This is a genomic window from Mesorhizobium sp. WSM4821 (assembly GCF_055901555.1).
Genome location: NZ_CM148371.1, coordinates 4,618,532 through 4,632,541 on the forward strand (window position 1 = coordinate 4,618,532; position 14,010 = coordinate 4,632,541).

The 14,010-nt window shown below is 62.3% G+C and carries 13 protein-coding genes; 2 read left to right on the top strand and 11 right to left on the bottom strand.

Features of this window, described 5'->3' with window-relative positions; translation table 11 throughout:
• Nucleotides 1-3 precede the first annotated feature (3 nt).
• The 8 genes from hflX to dusB all read right to left on the bottom strand — a co-directional run bounded on the left by hflX (nt 4) and on the right by dusB (nt 10,192).
• Nucleotides 4-1,386 carry a GTPase HflX gene (hflX, locus tag AC0NID_RS22405; RefSeq protein ID WP_473456243.1) on the bottom strand — a complete coding sequence of 461 codons (1,383 nt, stop codon included), beginning with the start codon at nt 1,384-1,386 and terminating at the stop codon, nt 4-6.
• The gene (gene hfq / locus AC0NID_RS22410) at nt 1,387-1,632 is read right to left on the bottom strand and encodes an RNA chaperone Hfq (RefSeq protein WP_006202172.1); all 246 of its coding nucleotides are present in this window, start codon (nt 1,630-1,632) and stop codon (nt 1,387-1,389) included.
• A 145-nt stretch (nt 1,633-1,777) separates the two neighbouring features.
• Entirely contained in the window at nt 1,778-2,638 is an 861-nt protein-coding gene (locus AC0NID_RS22415) for a D-amino-acid transaminase (protein WP_473456242.1), read from the bottom strand.
• Between the two features lie 183 nt (nt 2,639-2,821).
• Nucleotides 2,822-4,183 (bottom strand): nitrogen assimilation response regulator NtrX, encoded by a 1,362-nt coding sequence (ntrX, locus tag AC0NID_RS22420; RefSeq protein WP_292166856.1) that lies wholly within the window; start codon nt 4,181-4,183, stop codon nt 2,822-2,824.
• The gene (locus tag AC0NID_RS22425) at nt 4,173-6,458 is read right to left on the bottom strand and encodes a sensor histidine kinase NtrY-like (protein ID WP_473456241.1); all 2,286 of its coding nucleotides are present in this window, start codon (nt 6,456-6,458) and stop codon (nt 4,173-4,175) included. Before AC0NID_RS22425 ends, ntrX begins: the two co-directional genes overlap by 11 nt.
• 118 nt (nt 6,459-6,576) lie before the next feature.
• Complete coding sequence (gene ntrC / locus AC0NID_RS22430; RefSeq protein ID WP_473456240.1) at nt 6,577-8,037, bottom strand: nitrogen regulation protein NR(I); 1,461 nt, start codon at nt 8,035-8,037, stop codon at nt 6,577-6,579.
• Nucleotides 8,034-9,176 (bottom strand): two-component system sensor histidine kinase NtrB, encoded by a 1,143-nt coding sequence (locus AC0NID_RS22435; protein WP_473456239.1) that lies wholly within the window; start codon nt 9,174-9,176, stop codon nt 8,034-8,036. The genes ntrC and AC0NID_RS22435 overlap by 4 nt, the downstream gene beginning before the upstream one ends.
• Nucleotides 9,173-10,192 carry a tRNA dihydrouridine synthase DusB gene (gene dusB, locus AC0NID_RS22440; protein WP_473456238.1) on the bottom strand — a complete coding sequence of 340 codons (1,020 nt, stop codon included), beginning with the start codon at nt 10,190-10,192 and terminating at the stop codon, nt 9,173-9,175. Before dusB ends, AC0NID_RS22435 begins: the two co-directional genes overlap by 4 nt.
• Nucleotides 10,193-10,437: 245 nt before the next feature.
• Between dusB and AC0NID_RS22445 the strand changes: the two genes are divergently transcribed.
• Nucleotides 10,438-11,667 (top strand): bifunctional 2-C-methyl-D-erythritol 4-phosphate cytidylyltransferase/2-C-methyl-D-erythritol 2,4-cyclodiphosphate synthase, encoded by a 1,230-nt coding sequence (locus AC0NID_RS22445; RefSeq protein WP_473456237.1) that lies wholly within the window; start codon nt 10,438-10,440, stop codon nt 11,665-11,667.
• Nucleotides 11,664-12,173 (top strand): CinA family protein, encoded by a 510-nt coding sequence (locus AC0NID_RS22450; RefSeq protein ID WP_473456236.1) that lies wholly within the window; start codon nt 11,664-11,666, stop codon nt 12,171-12,173. Before AC0NID_RS22445 ends, AC0NID_RS22450 begins: the two co-directional genes overlap by 4 nt.
• Here the strand turns inward: AC0NID_RS22450 and AC0NID_RS22455 are convergent.
• The 3 genes from AC0NID_RS22455 to AC0NID_RS22465 all read right to left on the bottom strand — a co-directional run bounded on the left by AC0NID_RS22455 (nt 12,149) and on the right by AC0NID_RS22465 (nt 13,980).
• Complete coding sequence (locus tag AC0NID_RS22455; protein WP_473456235.1) at nt 12,149-12,607, bottom strand: type II toxin-antitoxin system RatA family toxin; 459 nt, start codon at nt 12,605-12,607, stop codon at nt 12,149-12,151. The two genes, AC0NID_RS22450 and AC0NID_RS22455, sit on opposite strands and share 25 nt — an antisense overlap.
• A gap of 12 nt (nt 12,608-12,619) precedes the next feature.
• The gene (gene lipA / locus AC0NID_RS22460; RefSeq protein WP_473456234.1) at nt 12,620-13,585 is read right to left on the bottom strand and encodes a lipoyl synthase; all 966 of its coding nucleotides are present in this window, start codon (nt 13,583-13,585) and stop codon (nt 12,620-12,622) included.
• A 137-nt stretch (nt 13,586-13,722) separates the two neighbouring features.
• A complete protein-coding gene (locus AC0NID_RS22465) occupies nt 13,723-13,980 on the bottom strand; it encodes a GlsB/YeaQ/YmgE family stress response membrane protein (protein ID WP_473456233.1) in 258 nt (85 codons plus the stop codon).
• Nucleotides 13,981-14,010: the final 30 nt, after the last annotated feature.

Sequence of the window (14,010 nt, forward strand, 5' to 3'; positions counted from 1 at the left end):
TGATTATCCGTTGTTTTTACGGTTCAATCGGCTTTCGACCTCTTCGCGCGCGCTTTGCGTCGCCTTAAGCGAGACGGTCAAGCTGCCATCCTCGTTGTCGGTGCGCGAGACGACGTCGCCATTGCGGTAGAGCCAGTCGACGAGCCCGAGCTGGTCAGGCTTGAGCGTGACGGTCAGCGTTTCCAGGTCGCCTGAAACCCTTGTCTCGATGATCGCCTTCAGCACGTCGATGCCCTCGCCGGTGGCGGCCGATATGGCAATCGGCGGTGCGTTCTTGCCGTCGGCGAGCAGCCGCGCCCGGTTGCCGTCATCGAGCCGGTCGATCTTGTTCCACACTTCGATGACGCGCTTGGTGTCGCCGGCATCGACGCCGAGATCGGCGAGGATGCGCTCAACATCCTCGGCCTGGGCAGAGGTGTCGGGGTCCGAAATGTCGCGCAGATGGATGACGAGATCGGCCTCGACCACCTCTTCCAGCGTGGCCCGGAACGCCGCGATCAGATGCGTCGGCAGGTCAGAAATGAAACCGACGGTGTCCGAGAGAATGACCGGCGTGCCATGCGGCAGTCGCACCCGACGAAGTGTCGGGTCGAGCGTGGCAAACAGCATGTCCTCGGCCAGCACCCCTGCTCCGGTCAGCCTGTTGAACAGCGTCGACTTGCCGGCGTTGGTGTAGCCGACGATCGCCACCACCGGGAAAGGCACCTTCTTGCGCTTGGCGCGGTGCAGGTCGCGGGTGCGCCGTACGGTTTCCAACTCGTGCTTCAGCTTGTTGATCTTGTCCTGCAGGACACGGCGGTCCGATTCGATCTGCGTTTCGCCGGGGCCGCCGAGGAAACCGGCACCGCCGCGCTGGCGCTCAAGGTGGGTCCAGCTTCGCACCAACCGACCCTTCTGATAGTTGAGGTGGGCAAGATCGACCTGCAGCGTGCCTTCCTTGGTGCGTGCGCGCTCGCCGAAGATCTCGAGGATCAGCCCGGTGCGATCCAGCACCTTGGCGTTCAATTCCTTCTCGAGATTGCGCTGCTGCACTGGCGTTAGGGGATGATCGACGATGACCAGTTCGGCATGGCCCTCTTTGACGATCTCGGCGAACTCGGCAACCTTGCCGCTGCCCAGCAAGGTCGCAGGCCGCGGATCATTGACCGTCACCACCGCGGTATGGATCGGGTCGAGGTCAATGGCTTGAGCAAGGCCAACCGCCTCGTCATGGCGGGCCTCGGCGGAACGCGTCAGGCGCGGACGATTCGTATCTTCGTCGCCGCGCGGCTGACGGGTAAGCACGGGTATGATGACCACGGCCCGGGTCGGGCCTTCGGCTGCCGCCCCCGGCTGATATGCTGTTTTTTCGCGAACGCTACGCTCGGCGTCTTTCTTGCGTGCCAATCAGGCGCCCTGGCTTTCCTCACCATCGAACATCTGAACCGGCTGGCTCGGCATGATCGTGGAAATGGCGTGCTTGTAGACTAGCTGGGAATGGCCGTCGCGACGCAGCAGAACACAGAAATTGTCGAACGAAGTGACCACGCCGGTCAGCTTCACGCCGTTGATGAGAAAGATGGTGAGTGGGTTTTTGCTTTTGCGAACTGAATTCAGGAACAGGTCCTGAAGATTTTGCGATCGTTCCGCCATTGTTCTTGTCTTTCGCCGATCCCCTTCGGTTTGCAGGCCAATGCGCCAAATTACCCGGCACGTGTCAAGCGCGCAAACACCATCTTGCCGTCAGTAACGACAAGCAGAACGAGATATATTGATGTTCATTCCACCTGTGCGGTTATCAGGCTGGACTTTTTTCCGCAACGTCAAAAAAGGCTTGCCGCAAGGAAAGTGTTATCGAGCCCGGATGGCCGTTGGCGACGGGAGCACCGTCGATCGCCACGACCGGCATGGCGATCGTGGTCGCGGAACTGATGAAGACCTCGCGCGCGGCCTTGGCCTCGGCGACTGAAAAGCCCCGCTCCTCGATCTTCAGGCCGAGCTTGGCAGCCACGTCGAACAGCGTAGTGCGGGTGATGCCGCGCAGGATGCCGTGCTCAGCCGGACGCGTCACCAGCACGCCATCCCTGGTGATGATCCAGGCGTTCGACGACCCACCTTCCTTGACGGTGCCGTCGGCATCGACGAACCAGGCTTCCTGGGCGCCGGCTTCCTTGGCCTTCTGCTTGGCGAGGACATTCGGCAACAGCCCGACCGACTTGATATCGACCCGGTCCCAACGAGTCTCCGGCACGGTGAGAACCTTGATCCCACTTTCGGCCCTCTTCGCGGCAGCAGCGGGGTCGGCTTTCCTGGCAGTCACCACAAGCGACGGTTTCGTGTCCGCCGGGAAAAGAAAGTCACGGCTGGCGACGCCCCGCGTCACCTGAAGATAAACCAGGCCATCGGTGACGTGATTGCGGCGAACCACCTCGCGCAGGATGATCGGCAGCACGCCACGGGTGACCGGCCAGTCGATCGACAATTCGGTCAGCGATCGGTTCAGCCGTCCGAGATGGCGAGGCATATCGACGATGAAGGAGCGCGCCACCTCGCAGACCTCATAGACGCCATCGGCGAACTGATAGCCACGGTCTTCGATATGCACGGAGGCGTCGGCGTGAGCGACATAGCGCCCGTTCACATAGGCAATGCGCGGCATGGGTCACCCCTGAAGAAGTCAGCGCATGACCCGAAAAATCGAAATCGATTTCGGGCTCATGCGCAAAATCAAAAATTCAGCGCCCTTTGCGCGTCCCAAAAGACGCGCGGCGCAGTAGCGCTTTCTTATGCGATTCCGCCGCCGCCGTAATCGATAATTGCGTAGCCACGATTGGCTCGGCTGTCAGACGCCCAGCGACTTCAGCTTGCGGTGAAGCGCCGACCGCTCCATGCCGATGAACTCGGCCGTCTTCGAGATGTTGCCGCCAAAACGGTTGATCTGGGCGATCAGATAGTCCTTCTCGAACTGTTCGCGCGCTTCACGCAGCGGCAGCGCCATGATGTGCTGGTCGGATTGGTTTGGCGTGCGCGGCATGACATCGCCGATCTCGGCAGGCAAGAGGTCGGCGGTGATCGGCGCATCGGCATCGTCGCCGCGCGCCAGGATCATCAGTCGCTCGACATTGTTGCGCAACTGGCGGACGTTGCCTGGCCAGTTGTGCGCCTGCAGCACCGCCAGCGCGTCGTCGCCGATGCGCCGCGGCCGGATGCCGGCCTGGCGGGAGATCTGCTTCATGAAATTGTCGACCAGATAGGGAATATCCTCCCGCCGCTCGGCCAGTCCCGGTACCATGACCGGAACCACCGCCAGGCGATGATAGAGATCCTCGCGGAATCGGCCGTCGGCAATCATTGCCTCCAGGTTCTGCGAGGTCGACGATATGATGCGAACATCGACCTTGACCCGCTTGGTGCCCCCTACCCGCTCGAACTGCTGTTCGACCAGTACGCGCAGGATCTTGTTTTGCGTTTCGCGCGGCATGTCGGCCACTTCGTCGATGTAGAGAATGCCGCGATGGGCCTCCTCAAGCGCGCCGACCTTGCGTTCGACACCGTTTGATTCGGTGCCGAACAGCTCGACTTCCATGCGTTCGGGCGTGATGTTGGCAGCACTCAGCGTGACGAACGGCGCGTTCTTGCGCGCCGACAGCGTGTGGATGGCGCGTGCCGCGAGCTCCTTGCCCGACCCGGACGGGCCGATGATCATGACGCGGCTGTTGGTCGGCGCGACGCGCTCAATGGTCTGGCGCAACTGGCTCATCGCCGACGACATGCCGATCAGGTCGAAGGTTTCGCCGCTGCGCAGCTTAAGGTCCGAAACCTCGCGTTTCAGTTTCGAGGTTTCAATCGCGCGCTCAGCGATGAGAATCAGCCTGTCGGCCTTGAACGGCTTCTCGATGAAGTCATAGGCGCCGCGGCGGATGGCCGAGACCGCCGTTTCGATGTTGCCATGCCCCGAGATCATGACCACGGGCAGGTTCGGGTGCATCGTCTTGATCTCGTCCAGCAGCGCCAATCCGTCAAGACGTGAGCCTTGCAGCCAGATATCGAGGAAAATCAGCCTCGGCGCCCGGTCGGCGATCGCCGCCAAGGCGCTGTCGGCATCAAATGCCGTGCGGGTTTCGTGACCTTCATCGCTCAGAATACCGGCGACCAGTTCACGGATGTCTTCCTCGTCATCGACGATGAGAATGTCAGACGCCATTACCGACCTTTTCAGTTTCTCTTGCGTGTTCCGTCCTGTCTTCGCCGCGCGGCGGCACGGTGGCGGCAAGCGGCAGGATGATGCTGATCATCGCGCCTCGCCCGCCGTGGAAATCCGCCGGCGCATCATGCAGTTCGAGCCGGCCGCCATGGTCCTCCACTATCTTCTTGACGATAGCGAGGCCGAGCCCAGTGCCCTTCTCGCGCGTCGTCATGTAAGGCTCGAGCAGTCGCTGACGATTCTCGCGCGGCAAGCCCTTGCCATTGTCGACGACGTCGATGCGAATCGCGCCATTCCGCCGTCCGGCTTGAATCCGGATTATGCCGTGCGAACGGTCCTTTTGATCAAGTCCGTCGATCGCCTCGGCTGCGTTCTTGATAACGTTGCCGAAAGCCTGCGCCATCAGGCGGCTGTCGAAAGTGCCTTTGAGCGGTTCGTTGCCGAACACGCGCTCGAAGGTGATATCGGCGCGACTCACTTCGACGAGGAACGAGGCTTCGCGCAACGATTCGCGCAAATCGAGGACCTTCATTTCCGGCTTGGGCATGCGTGCGAATGCGGAGAACTCGTCGACCATGCGGCCGATGTCCTCCACCTGCCTGATGATCGTGTCAGTGCATTGATCGAAAACCTCGCGGTCTTCGGTGATCACCTTGCCGTAGCGGCGCTTGATGCGCTCGGCGGAAAGCTGGATCGGCGTCAGCGGGTTCTTGATCTCGTGGGCGATACGCCGCGCCACATCGGCCCAGGCCGAGGAGCGCTGCGCCTGGACCAGATCGGTGATGTCGTCGACCGTCACGACATAGGATTTCTCCTCCGAACCGTCGTCGCCTGCCTCGACCGTGATCTGCACGTTAAAAGTCCGCTCCGTGCCGGCGCGATAGAAGGTCACCTGCTCGCGATAGACAGGCTTGCCCGACTTGCGGCCGATCTCGAAGACGCGGCCGACATGCGGCAGCAAGGCGGAGAGATTCTGCCCGAGCGCGGCGGTGGCCGAGATAGCCAGCATCGTTTCGGCCGACCGGTTGACGATGGTGACGATACCATAGGGATCGACGCCGATGACGCCGGCGGTGACGCCGGCAAGCACGGCTTCGGAAAAGCGCCGCCGTTCGTCGATCAAATCCTTGGCGGACAGGATCTCGTTACGCTGCGACTTCAGTTCCAGCAGCATTTTGTTGAAGGTGTTGCCGAGCGAGGCGACGTCGCCGTCGGAAGGTCGAACGGGAACAGCAACGTCGAGATTGCCGGTCGCGACCTCGTCGGCCGCGCCGATCAGCTGGCGGATGGGCCGCACCAGGCGGTCGGCGACGGCAATGCCGGTCCAGATGGCGGACAGAATGATGATCAGCGTCAGCGACAGATAGGGAAGTGCGAAGGCCACCTGCGAGGTGCGGCGATTGCTTTCCAGGCCGCGATACTCGTCGGTGTTGGCTCTGACAATCTGCCGCGCCTTGATCACCTCGGGATCGACGAGGCGGATGGTGTAGAGATAGAGCCCTTCGATCTCGCGCAGCTTGACGATGGCCCCCATGATGTTGCGCGTCTTCGGCTCGATCAGCACGGGCCTGCCGTCGGCGGCGCTGCTCATGGCGCCTTCCGGCGGCTCCGGCATGGCAAAATCGGCGTCGGTCTTGGCGCTCATGACGAACGAACCGTCAGGCTTGACCAGTGCGGCGTGAGCCAGCGAGCGCCCCACCGCTTCCTTGTTCATCAGATCGAGGAAGCCGGTTCTATCGAGGCCGTAAAGCGTGCGGGAGGCGTCGAGATCGTAGGCCATCGACAGGGTCGTTCCCTGGAGATTGCGCGCGTTCTCCTGCACATAGGCATCGGCAATCGACAGAGACGAATTGACGATCGTCTTGGTGCGGATCTCGAACCAGCGATCGAGGCCGATGTCGAGCGTGATCGAGGCGATGATCGCCACCATGATGGCGGGAATCGCGGCGACCAGCGCGAACATCGCGACGATCCGCACATGCAGCCGCGACGCCGCCTTGCCGCGCCGGCGCGCCATCACGATACGATGCACTTCGCGGCCGACCAGCGCGATCAGGAACAGGATGAACGCCGCATTGAGGGCGATAAGCGCCAGCGTCGTGCTTTCGTCCGGCGTGATCGGCGTGGCGCCGACGAGAATGGCGAAGGAGATCGCCGCCGTAACCAGCGCACCGACAACCGCAACGACGCCCGGCAGCGCAAGCAGCCGGCGCCCGTCTCTTGTTCCGGGTTCGCTGAAAAGTGGGTCGCTCAGTGTCGGTGCCTGTGAAGCCATGTCGCCGTCTAGAGCCAGTGATTGCGTCGGATCTATGCAACGCATTGTGGCGATTATGCAACAAGTGTGACCTGGACGGAACTCTTTCGGCGATCGATCCCCCGGAAAATGGCTCGCGTTATGCCGGCCTGGACGATTTGTAGACGTTGACGCCGAGTTCCCTGATCTTCTTGCGCAGCGTGTTGCGGTTGAGCCCCAGCAGCTCCGCGGCCTTGATCTGGTTGCCGCGGGTTGCCGTCATCGAAGCAAGGACCAGCGGATATTCGACCTCGGAGAGAATGCGCTGATAGAGCCCGGCGGGCGGCAACTCGCCGGCGAACGACGCAAAATAGCGTTGCAGGAAATGTTCCACTGCCTGGCCGATGGATAGATCGTCGGGAATAAGGTTGCCGCCACCCGGAACGACCGGCCTGTCGCCGGTCTTCAGTTCCGCCTCGATGATCTCGGCGGAAATCTCATCCTGTGAATAGAGCGCGGCCAGCCTGCGGACAAGATTTTCGAGCTCGCGCACGTTGCCGGGCCAGGGGTAGCGCTTCATCAGCTCGATGCCGCCGGTGGAAATGCGCTTGGTCTGGAGGCCTTCGCTGGCGCCGAGCTTGAAGAAATGCCGGACGAGATCCGGAACGTCCTCGGACCGCTCGCGCAGCGCCGGCAGCCTTAGCGGCACGACATTCAGGCGATAGAACAGATCCTCGCGGAAAAGTCCCTGATTGATCAGCGTCCGCAGATCCTTGTTGGTGGCGGCGACAATGCGCACGTCGGTCTTGATCGGCGTGCGGCCGCCGACGGTGGTGTATTCGCCCTGCTGCAGGACACGCAGCAGGCGCGTCTGTGCTTCCATCGGCATGTCGCCGATCTCGTCGAGGAACAGCGTGCCGCCCTCGGCCTGCTCGAAACGGCCGGTGGAGCGGTTCTGCGCACCGGTGAAGGCCCCCTTCTCATGCCCGAACAGTTCCGATTCGATCAGGTCGCGCGGGATCGCCGCCATGTTGATCGCGACGAAGGGGCCGCCGCGGCGGCGGCCGTATTCGTGCAGCGCCCGTGCCACCAGTTCCTTGCCGGTGCCCGATTCGCCTGAAATCATCACCGTCAGATCGGTTTGCATCATGCGCGCCAGCATGCGGTAGATATCCTGCATGGCGGCCGAGCGGCCGACCAGCGGCATCGTTTCCGGCGGCTCGTCCGCCCGCGCATCGATCTTCGGCCGTCGCGGCTCGGAAAGCGCCCGGTTGACGATGTTGAGAAGCTCGGTCAGGTCGAACGGTTTCGGCAGATATTCGTAGGCGCCGGTTTCGGAAGCGCGAATCGCGGTCATGAACGTGTTCTGGGCGCTCATGACGATGACGGGCAGTTCCGGCCGCGCCTTCTTGATGCGCGGCAGCATGTCGAAGGCGTTCTCGTCCGGCATGACCACGTCGGTGATGACGAGATCGCCCTCGCCCGCCGCCACCCAGCGCCACAGCGTCGAGGCGTTGGACGTCACGCGCACCTCGTGGCCGACGCGCGAAAGCGCCTGGTTGAGGACCGTGCGGATGGCTGCATCGTCGTCGGCGACGAGAATATTGCCGCGAACCGTCATTTGCGGTCTCCTTCGCCATCATCGTCTGTGCCGAACGGCGTTTCTTTCCAGGCTGGCATCAGGATGCGGAAGGTGGTTCCGCGCGGCGTCGATTCGCATTCGATGATGCCGCCATGCTCGCCGACGATTTTCGCGACCAGCGCCAGGCCGAGCCCCGACCCGTTCGGCTTGGTGGTGATGAAGGGATCAAACAGGATCGGCAGGATATCCTCCGAAACGCCGGAGCCGTTGTCGCGCACGCAGAATTCCAGCGGCAACGACACGCGGCCCTGCGTTCCCGGAACGGAGACACGAATGCCCGGCCGGAACGCGGTCGTCAGGCTGATCTCGCCTTGCGGATCGCCGCCAATGGCCTCGGCCGCATTCTTCACCAGGTTGAGGAACACCTGGATGAGCTGGTCGCGGTTGGCGAAGACCGGAGGCAATGATGGATCATAATCCTCCAATATCTTGATTCTTTTGGCAAAACCGTTCTTGGCAATCGCTTTCACATGGTCCAGTACGACATGGATGTTGACCGGGTAACGGTCGATCGGCCGCTCGTCGGAAAACACCTCCATGCGATCGACCAGCGAGACGATGCGGTCGGTCTCGTCGGTGATCAGCCGGGTCAGCGCGCGATCCTCGTCGGAAGCCGAGAGTTCGAGCAGCTGAGCAGCGCCCCGAATGCCGGACAGCGGGTTCTTGATCTCGTGGGCGAGCATCGCGGCCAGGCCGGTCACCGAACGCGCCGCGCCGCGATGCGTCATCTGCCGGTCGATCTTGTCGGCCATCGATCGTTCCTGGAACATCACCACCACGGAGCCTGGAAATTCCGAAACCGGCGCGACGTAGAGATCGACGACTTTCTCGATGCCAAGGCGTGGCGACGACACATCGACCCGGTATTCGTTGACGGGAGCCCGGCGCTCGCGCACCTGATCGACAAGCGTCAGCAGCGGGCTGCCGAAGGGAATGAGCTTGGGCAATGTGTTACGGGCGAGCATGGTCGCGCTCGAGCGGAAGAAATCCTCGGCATCGGCATTGGCGAAGGTGATGAACCCTTCCGCATCGACCATGATTACCGGGCGACGGATCGTGTTGAGTACGATGTGAGCGGCGTCCGCCATGTCCATGTTCTGTACAACGGTGACGCTCATGCCGCGCTCCGCAGGTTCATCGCCTCGGGAGCGCTTGAAAACACCTCGCGCAACGCGGCAATGACGCGGACGGGCTCGAGGGAGGTGAGGATGGCCTTTCGCTGCTCACCGACGACGCCAGCGGCGTGGCGGTCGAGATACCAGCCAAGATGCTTGCGCGCCTGGCGCACGCCGCTTTCGATGCCGTAGAGTGTCAGCATGTCCTCGTAGTGGGCAATGACGTAATCGGCCAGCGCTTGCGCGCTTTCGGGCACGCCAGGCGTCGCCTCTTTTGTCGCGATGCTGCCTGCCGCCCAGGGTGCGCCATAATGCGCGCGGCCGATCATCACCGCGTCGGCGCCCGACTGGTCCAGGATCATTGCTGCTTCCGCCGGCGAGCCGACATCGCCATTGGCGACAACCGGGATCGACACAGCCTGCTTTATGTGTGCGATGGCGCGCCAGTCGGCCTTGCCCTGATAGAACTGGCAACGCGTGCGGCCGTGCACTGTCACCATCTTGACGCCTGCCTGCTCGGCCCGGCGCGCCAGCATCGGCGCGTTGAGCGCGGTTTCGTCCCAGCCGAGCCGCATCTTGACCGTAACCGGCACCTCGACGGCGCCGACCACCGCCTCGATCAGCGACAGAGCGTGATCGAGATCGCGCATCAGCGCCGAACCGGCATAACCGCCCGTCACCTTCTTGGCCGGGCAACCCATGTTGATGTCGATGATGTCGGCGCCCTCGCCCGCGGCTATGCGCGCGCCCTCGGCCATATGCGCCGCCTCGCGGCCGGCAAGCTGGACCATGTGAACAGGCAGCCCGGAATGGCGGATGCGCAGGCCGCAACCGGCCCTGCCCTTGGCAAGCTCGCCGCTCGCCACCATCTCCGAGACGACCAATCCGGCGCCGTGCGCATAGGCACGCTGCCGGAACGGCTCATCTGATATACCCGACATGGGCGCGAGAAAGGCGCGATTGCGGATTCTCACGCCGCCCACGTCCAACGGCGAAGTCAATTTAGTTACATCGCGCATGCACAAAAACCAAGCATCTTTAATTACTGCACATTCTCTAGCCAGAATGACGACAATGTGCAACGCGCAATGACGTCACATTAAGGCGCATTTGGGAAAAATGCTGGCCGTTCGGTCCATGCTACGCCCAAAGCGCTGTGCGTCCTTCTGGAACGCACAATGGCGCTTTGGGCCTTTTGCATCTGCGCATGATCTCTTCCGAAAAGCGATTCCACTTTTCGGGATCATGCGCTAAGCGTCTCGGCATGACAAAAGATGCAAGCGAAAAGCAAGCCTTGACTGCGGACATGGTTGCCGTGGTTATCGTCGCCGCCGGACGCGGCGCGCGCGCCGGAAAGGCCGACGGGCCGAAGCAATACCAAAGGATCGGTGGCCGTTCCGTCATCGCGCGCACACTGGACAGGTTTTTGGCGCATCCGAGAATCGGGCCTGTCGTCGTTGCCATACATGCCGACGACGACGCTCTCTTTCGCAGCGCAGCCGGAGGCAACGCAGACCGAGTCGTCACCGTGACCGGTGGCGCGTCCAGGCAGGACTCCGTTCGGCTCGGCCTGCTTGCGCTGAGAGGCCATGCGCCTGGACAGGTTCTGATCCATGATGCCGTTCGTCCGTTCGTCGACGCGAACTTGATAGACCGTACGATTGCCGCCATCGGCGAACGCCAGGGAGCGCTGCCAGCGCTCCCCGTCGCCGATACGCTGAAACGCGAGTCGGCCGCCGGCATAATCGGCGAGACGGTTTCCAGAAGCGGGCTTCATGCCGCCCAGACGCCGCAAGGTTTTCCGTTCTGGCCGATCCTGGCCGCCCATGAAAAGGCCCACCATCTGGGCAAGGCGGACTTCACCGACGATGCAGCGATTGCCGAATGGGCGCATATTCCGGTGAAAATCGTTCCGGGCTCGCCGGACAATGTCAAGCTGACCTGGGCAAGGGATATTTCGATGGCGGATCAGCGGCTTTCCGGTGAGCGACCGCGTTTTCCAGATATTCGCACCGGCAATGGCTACGACGTCCACGGCTTCGAGCCCGGCGATCATGTGACCTTGTGCGGCGTCTCCATCCCGCACGACAAGAAACTGTCCGGCCATTCGGACGCGGATGTCGGCCTGCACGCACTGACCGACGCGCTGCTCGCTACCTGCGGCGCCGGTGACATCGGAACGCATTTCCCGCCGTCGGATGCGCAGTGGAAAGGCGTGGCCTCGCGGATCTTCGTCGAGCATGCGGCCAAGCTGGTGCGCGCGCGCGGCGGGCGCATCGCCAATGCCGACATCACGCTGATCTGCGAGGCGCCACGCGTCGGCCCGTATCGCGAGGCGATGACCAAATCCCTTTCGGCGGTGCTGGGAATTTCCCGGGACCGTGTCTCGATCAAGGCGACAACAAATGAGAAGCTTGGCTTCGTCGGCCGAGAGGAAGGCATAGCGGCCATCGCGACCGCCAGTGTCGTGTTTCCAGGGGATGTCCCCGAATGAGCAAAAGCGCTCTCGCAGGTGCCCTGCTTCAAGCCTGCCAGGAGCGCGGCATCATGCTGGCGACGGCCGAGAGCTGCACCGGCGGCATGATCATCGCCGCCCTCACCGACATCGCTGGCTCTTCCACTGTGGTCGACCGGGGTTTCATCACTTATTCCAACGAGGCCAAGATGGAGATGCTCGGCGTTTCCGCTGCAGCGCTTGAGGCGCACGGCGCGGTCTCGCGGGAAACGGCGATCGAGATGGCGCAAGGCGCCTTGAAACGTTCGCGTGCCGGACTCACCCTTGCAGTCACCGGCGTTGCCGGCCCGAGCGGCGGCTCGGCGGAAAAACCCGTCGGCCTAGTCTGGTTTGGTGTCGCCTTGACTGGCCGGCCGGTCGTCAGCGAATGCCAGTTGTTCGCCGACAAGGGCCGCGATTTCATCCGCCGTGAGACGGTCAGGCATGCGCTCGAACTGGGCCTGCGCGCACTCGCTGCGGATCAGGCCGCCGGCGCCGCCCCGTAGATGACGTCGGCGCGCTTCTCGAACGCCTCGGAGAACATGCGGAAGGCGCGATCGAACATCGTTCCCATCACCGCGCCCAGAATGCGGCTCTTGAATTCGTAATCGATGAAGAAGCAGACGTTGCAACCGCCGTCGGCCGGCTCGAAGCGCCAGACATTGCTCAGATATTTAAACGGTCCGTCGATGTATTTGACGTCGATGGCGTTCTCGTCAGGCTTCAAAAACACCTGCGTGGTGAAAGTCTCGCGGATCGCCTTGTAGCCAATGCTCATGTCGGCGACGAGCAGGGTGCGTCCGTCGCGTTCCTTGCGCGAACGAACCGTCAGGGCTTCGCAAAGCGGAAGGAATTGCGGATATGATTCGACATCGGCGACCAGAGCGAACATCTGTTCCGGCGTATGCGCGACGCGGCGATGGGCTTCGAATTGTGGCATGAAACCAGATTGTTAGGCAGATTTCCTGAGGACCGCTTCTCGCGCCGCGCGCAGCCTTGCGAAATCGTCGCCGGCGTGATGCGACGAGCGCGTCAGCGGGCTCGACGCCACCAGCAGGAAGCCCTTGGTCTTGCCGATCGTCTCGAAGGACTTGAATTCCTCTGGCGTCACGAAGCGGATCACCGGATGGTGCTTTTTCGATGGCTGCAGATACTGGCCGATGGTCATGAAGTCGACATTGGCCGAACGCAAATCGTCCATCAACTGCAGGATTTCGTTCCGCTCCTCGCCCAGGCCAACCATGATGCCGGATTTGGTGAAGATCGACGGATCGAGTTCCTTGACCCGCTGCAAGAGCCTGATCGAATGGAAATAGCGGGCACCGGGCCGGACCGTGAGATAGTTCGACGGCACCGTCTCCAGATTGTGATTGAAAACGTCGGGCTTGGCCGCCACCACGATCTCCAGCGCGCCTTCCTTGCGCAGGAAGTCGGGCGTCAGGATTTCGATCGTCGTCGAGGGTGTCGCCATCCTTATGGCGCGAATGACGTCGGCAAAGTGCTGAGCCCCACCATCGGCGAGATCGTCGCGGTCGACGGAGGTGATGACGACATGGGTCAGGCCCATCTGCTTGACCGCATGCGCCACACGGGCCGGCTCATCGGGATCGAGCGCGGTCGGTATACCGGTAGCCACGTTGCAGAAGGCGCAGGCGCGCGTGCAAATCTCACCCATGATCATGAAGGTGGCGTGCTTCTTGTCCCAGCACTCGCCGATATTGGGGCAACCGGCCTCTTCGCACACCGTCACCAGCTTGTGCGACTTCACGATCTCGCGCGTCTCTGCATAGCCCTTCGACACCGGCGCCTTGACGCGGATCCAGTCCGGCTTGCGCAGCACGTCCTGGTCAGGCTTGTGCGCCTTTTCGGGATGCCGCAGGCGCGGCGCATTGGCGATCGTGTCGAGAACAGTGACCATCTGAAACCCGGTTCATTCGCGATCGCCTTTGCGGCGTTCGCTTTTCACAAGTCATCTAGGACTTTTCGGCGCAAAGAAAAAGGCCGAGGCGGCGCATGCCGCCACAGGCTTTTTCGCATGGCAAATGCCTACAAGGGTTAACGGCGCACCAGGCGTCCTACCCAGATCAGCAGGCAGGCTCCGATGAAGCCGGTGATCAGATAGGCGACCCAGCCGACGCCGAAGACACCGATGTTGAGCGCCTGCAGGATGGCATTCAGCACGATGGCGCCGACGATGCCAAGGATGATGTTCATCAAGATGCCGGTGTTGCTCTTCATGACCATCTCGGCGAGCCACCCCGCCAGACCGCCGATGATGATGGCTGCTATCCAGCCCACGCCGTTCACGTCCATATGCCCTCTCCTCGTATGATGAATGCATCC

What these genes read in the sequence shown, in the direction of transcription:
- hfq (WP_006202172.1), bottom strand. Translation starts at nt 1,632, where the DNA reads ATGGCGGAACGATCGCAAAATCTTCAGGACCTGTTCCTGAATTCAGTT.
- AC0NID_RS22415 (WP_473456242.1), bottom strand. Translation starts at nt 2,638, where the DNA reads ATGCCGCGCATTGCCTATGTGAACGGGCGCTATGTCGCTCACGCCGAC.
- ntrX (WP_292166856.1), bottom strand. Translation starts at nt 4,183, where the DNA reads ATGGCGTCTGACATTCTCATCGTCGATGACGAGGAAGACATCCGTGAA.
- AC0NID_RS22425 (WP_473456241.1), bottom strand. Translation starts at nt 6,458, where the DNA reads ATGGCTTCACAGGCACCGACACTGAGCGACCCACTTTTCAGCGAACCC.
- ntrC (WP_473456240.1), bottom strand. Translation starts at nt 8,037, where the DNA reads ATGACGGTTCGCGGCAATATTCTCGTCGCCGACGACGATGCAGCCATC.
- AC0NID_RS22435 (WP_473456239.1), bottom strand. Translation starts at nt 9,176, where the DNA reads ATGAGCGTCACCGTTGTACAGAACATGGACATGGCGGACGCCGCTCAC.
- dusB (WP_473456238.1), bottom strand. Translation starts at nt 10,192, where the DNA reads ATGCGCGATGTAACTAAATTGACTTCGCCGTTGGACGTGGGCGGCGTG.
- AC0NID_RS22445 (WP_473456237.1), top strand. Translation starts at nt 10,438, where the DNA reads ATGACAAAAGATGCAAGCGAAAAGCAAGCCTTGACTGCGGACATGGTT.
- AC0NID_RS22450 (WP_473456236.1), top strand. Translation starts at nt 11,664, where the DNA reads ATGAGCAAAAGCGCTCTCGCAGGTGCCCTGCTTCAAGCCTGCCAGGAG.
- AC0NID_RS22455 (WP_473456235.1), bottom strand. Translation starts at nt 12,607, where the DNA reads ATGCCACAATTCGAAGCCCATCGCCGCGTCGCGCATACGCCGGAACAG.
- lipA (WP_473456234.1), bottom strand. Translation starts at nt 13,585, where the DNA reads ATGGTCACTGTTCTCGACACGATCGCCAATGCGCCGCGCCTGCGGCAT.
- AC0NID_RS22465 (WP_473456233.1), bottom strand. Translation starts at nt 13,980, where the DNA reads ATGGACGTGAACGGCGTGGGCTGGATAGCAGCCATCATCATCGGCGGT.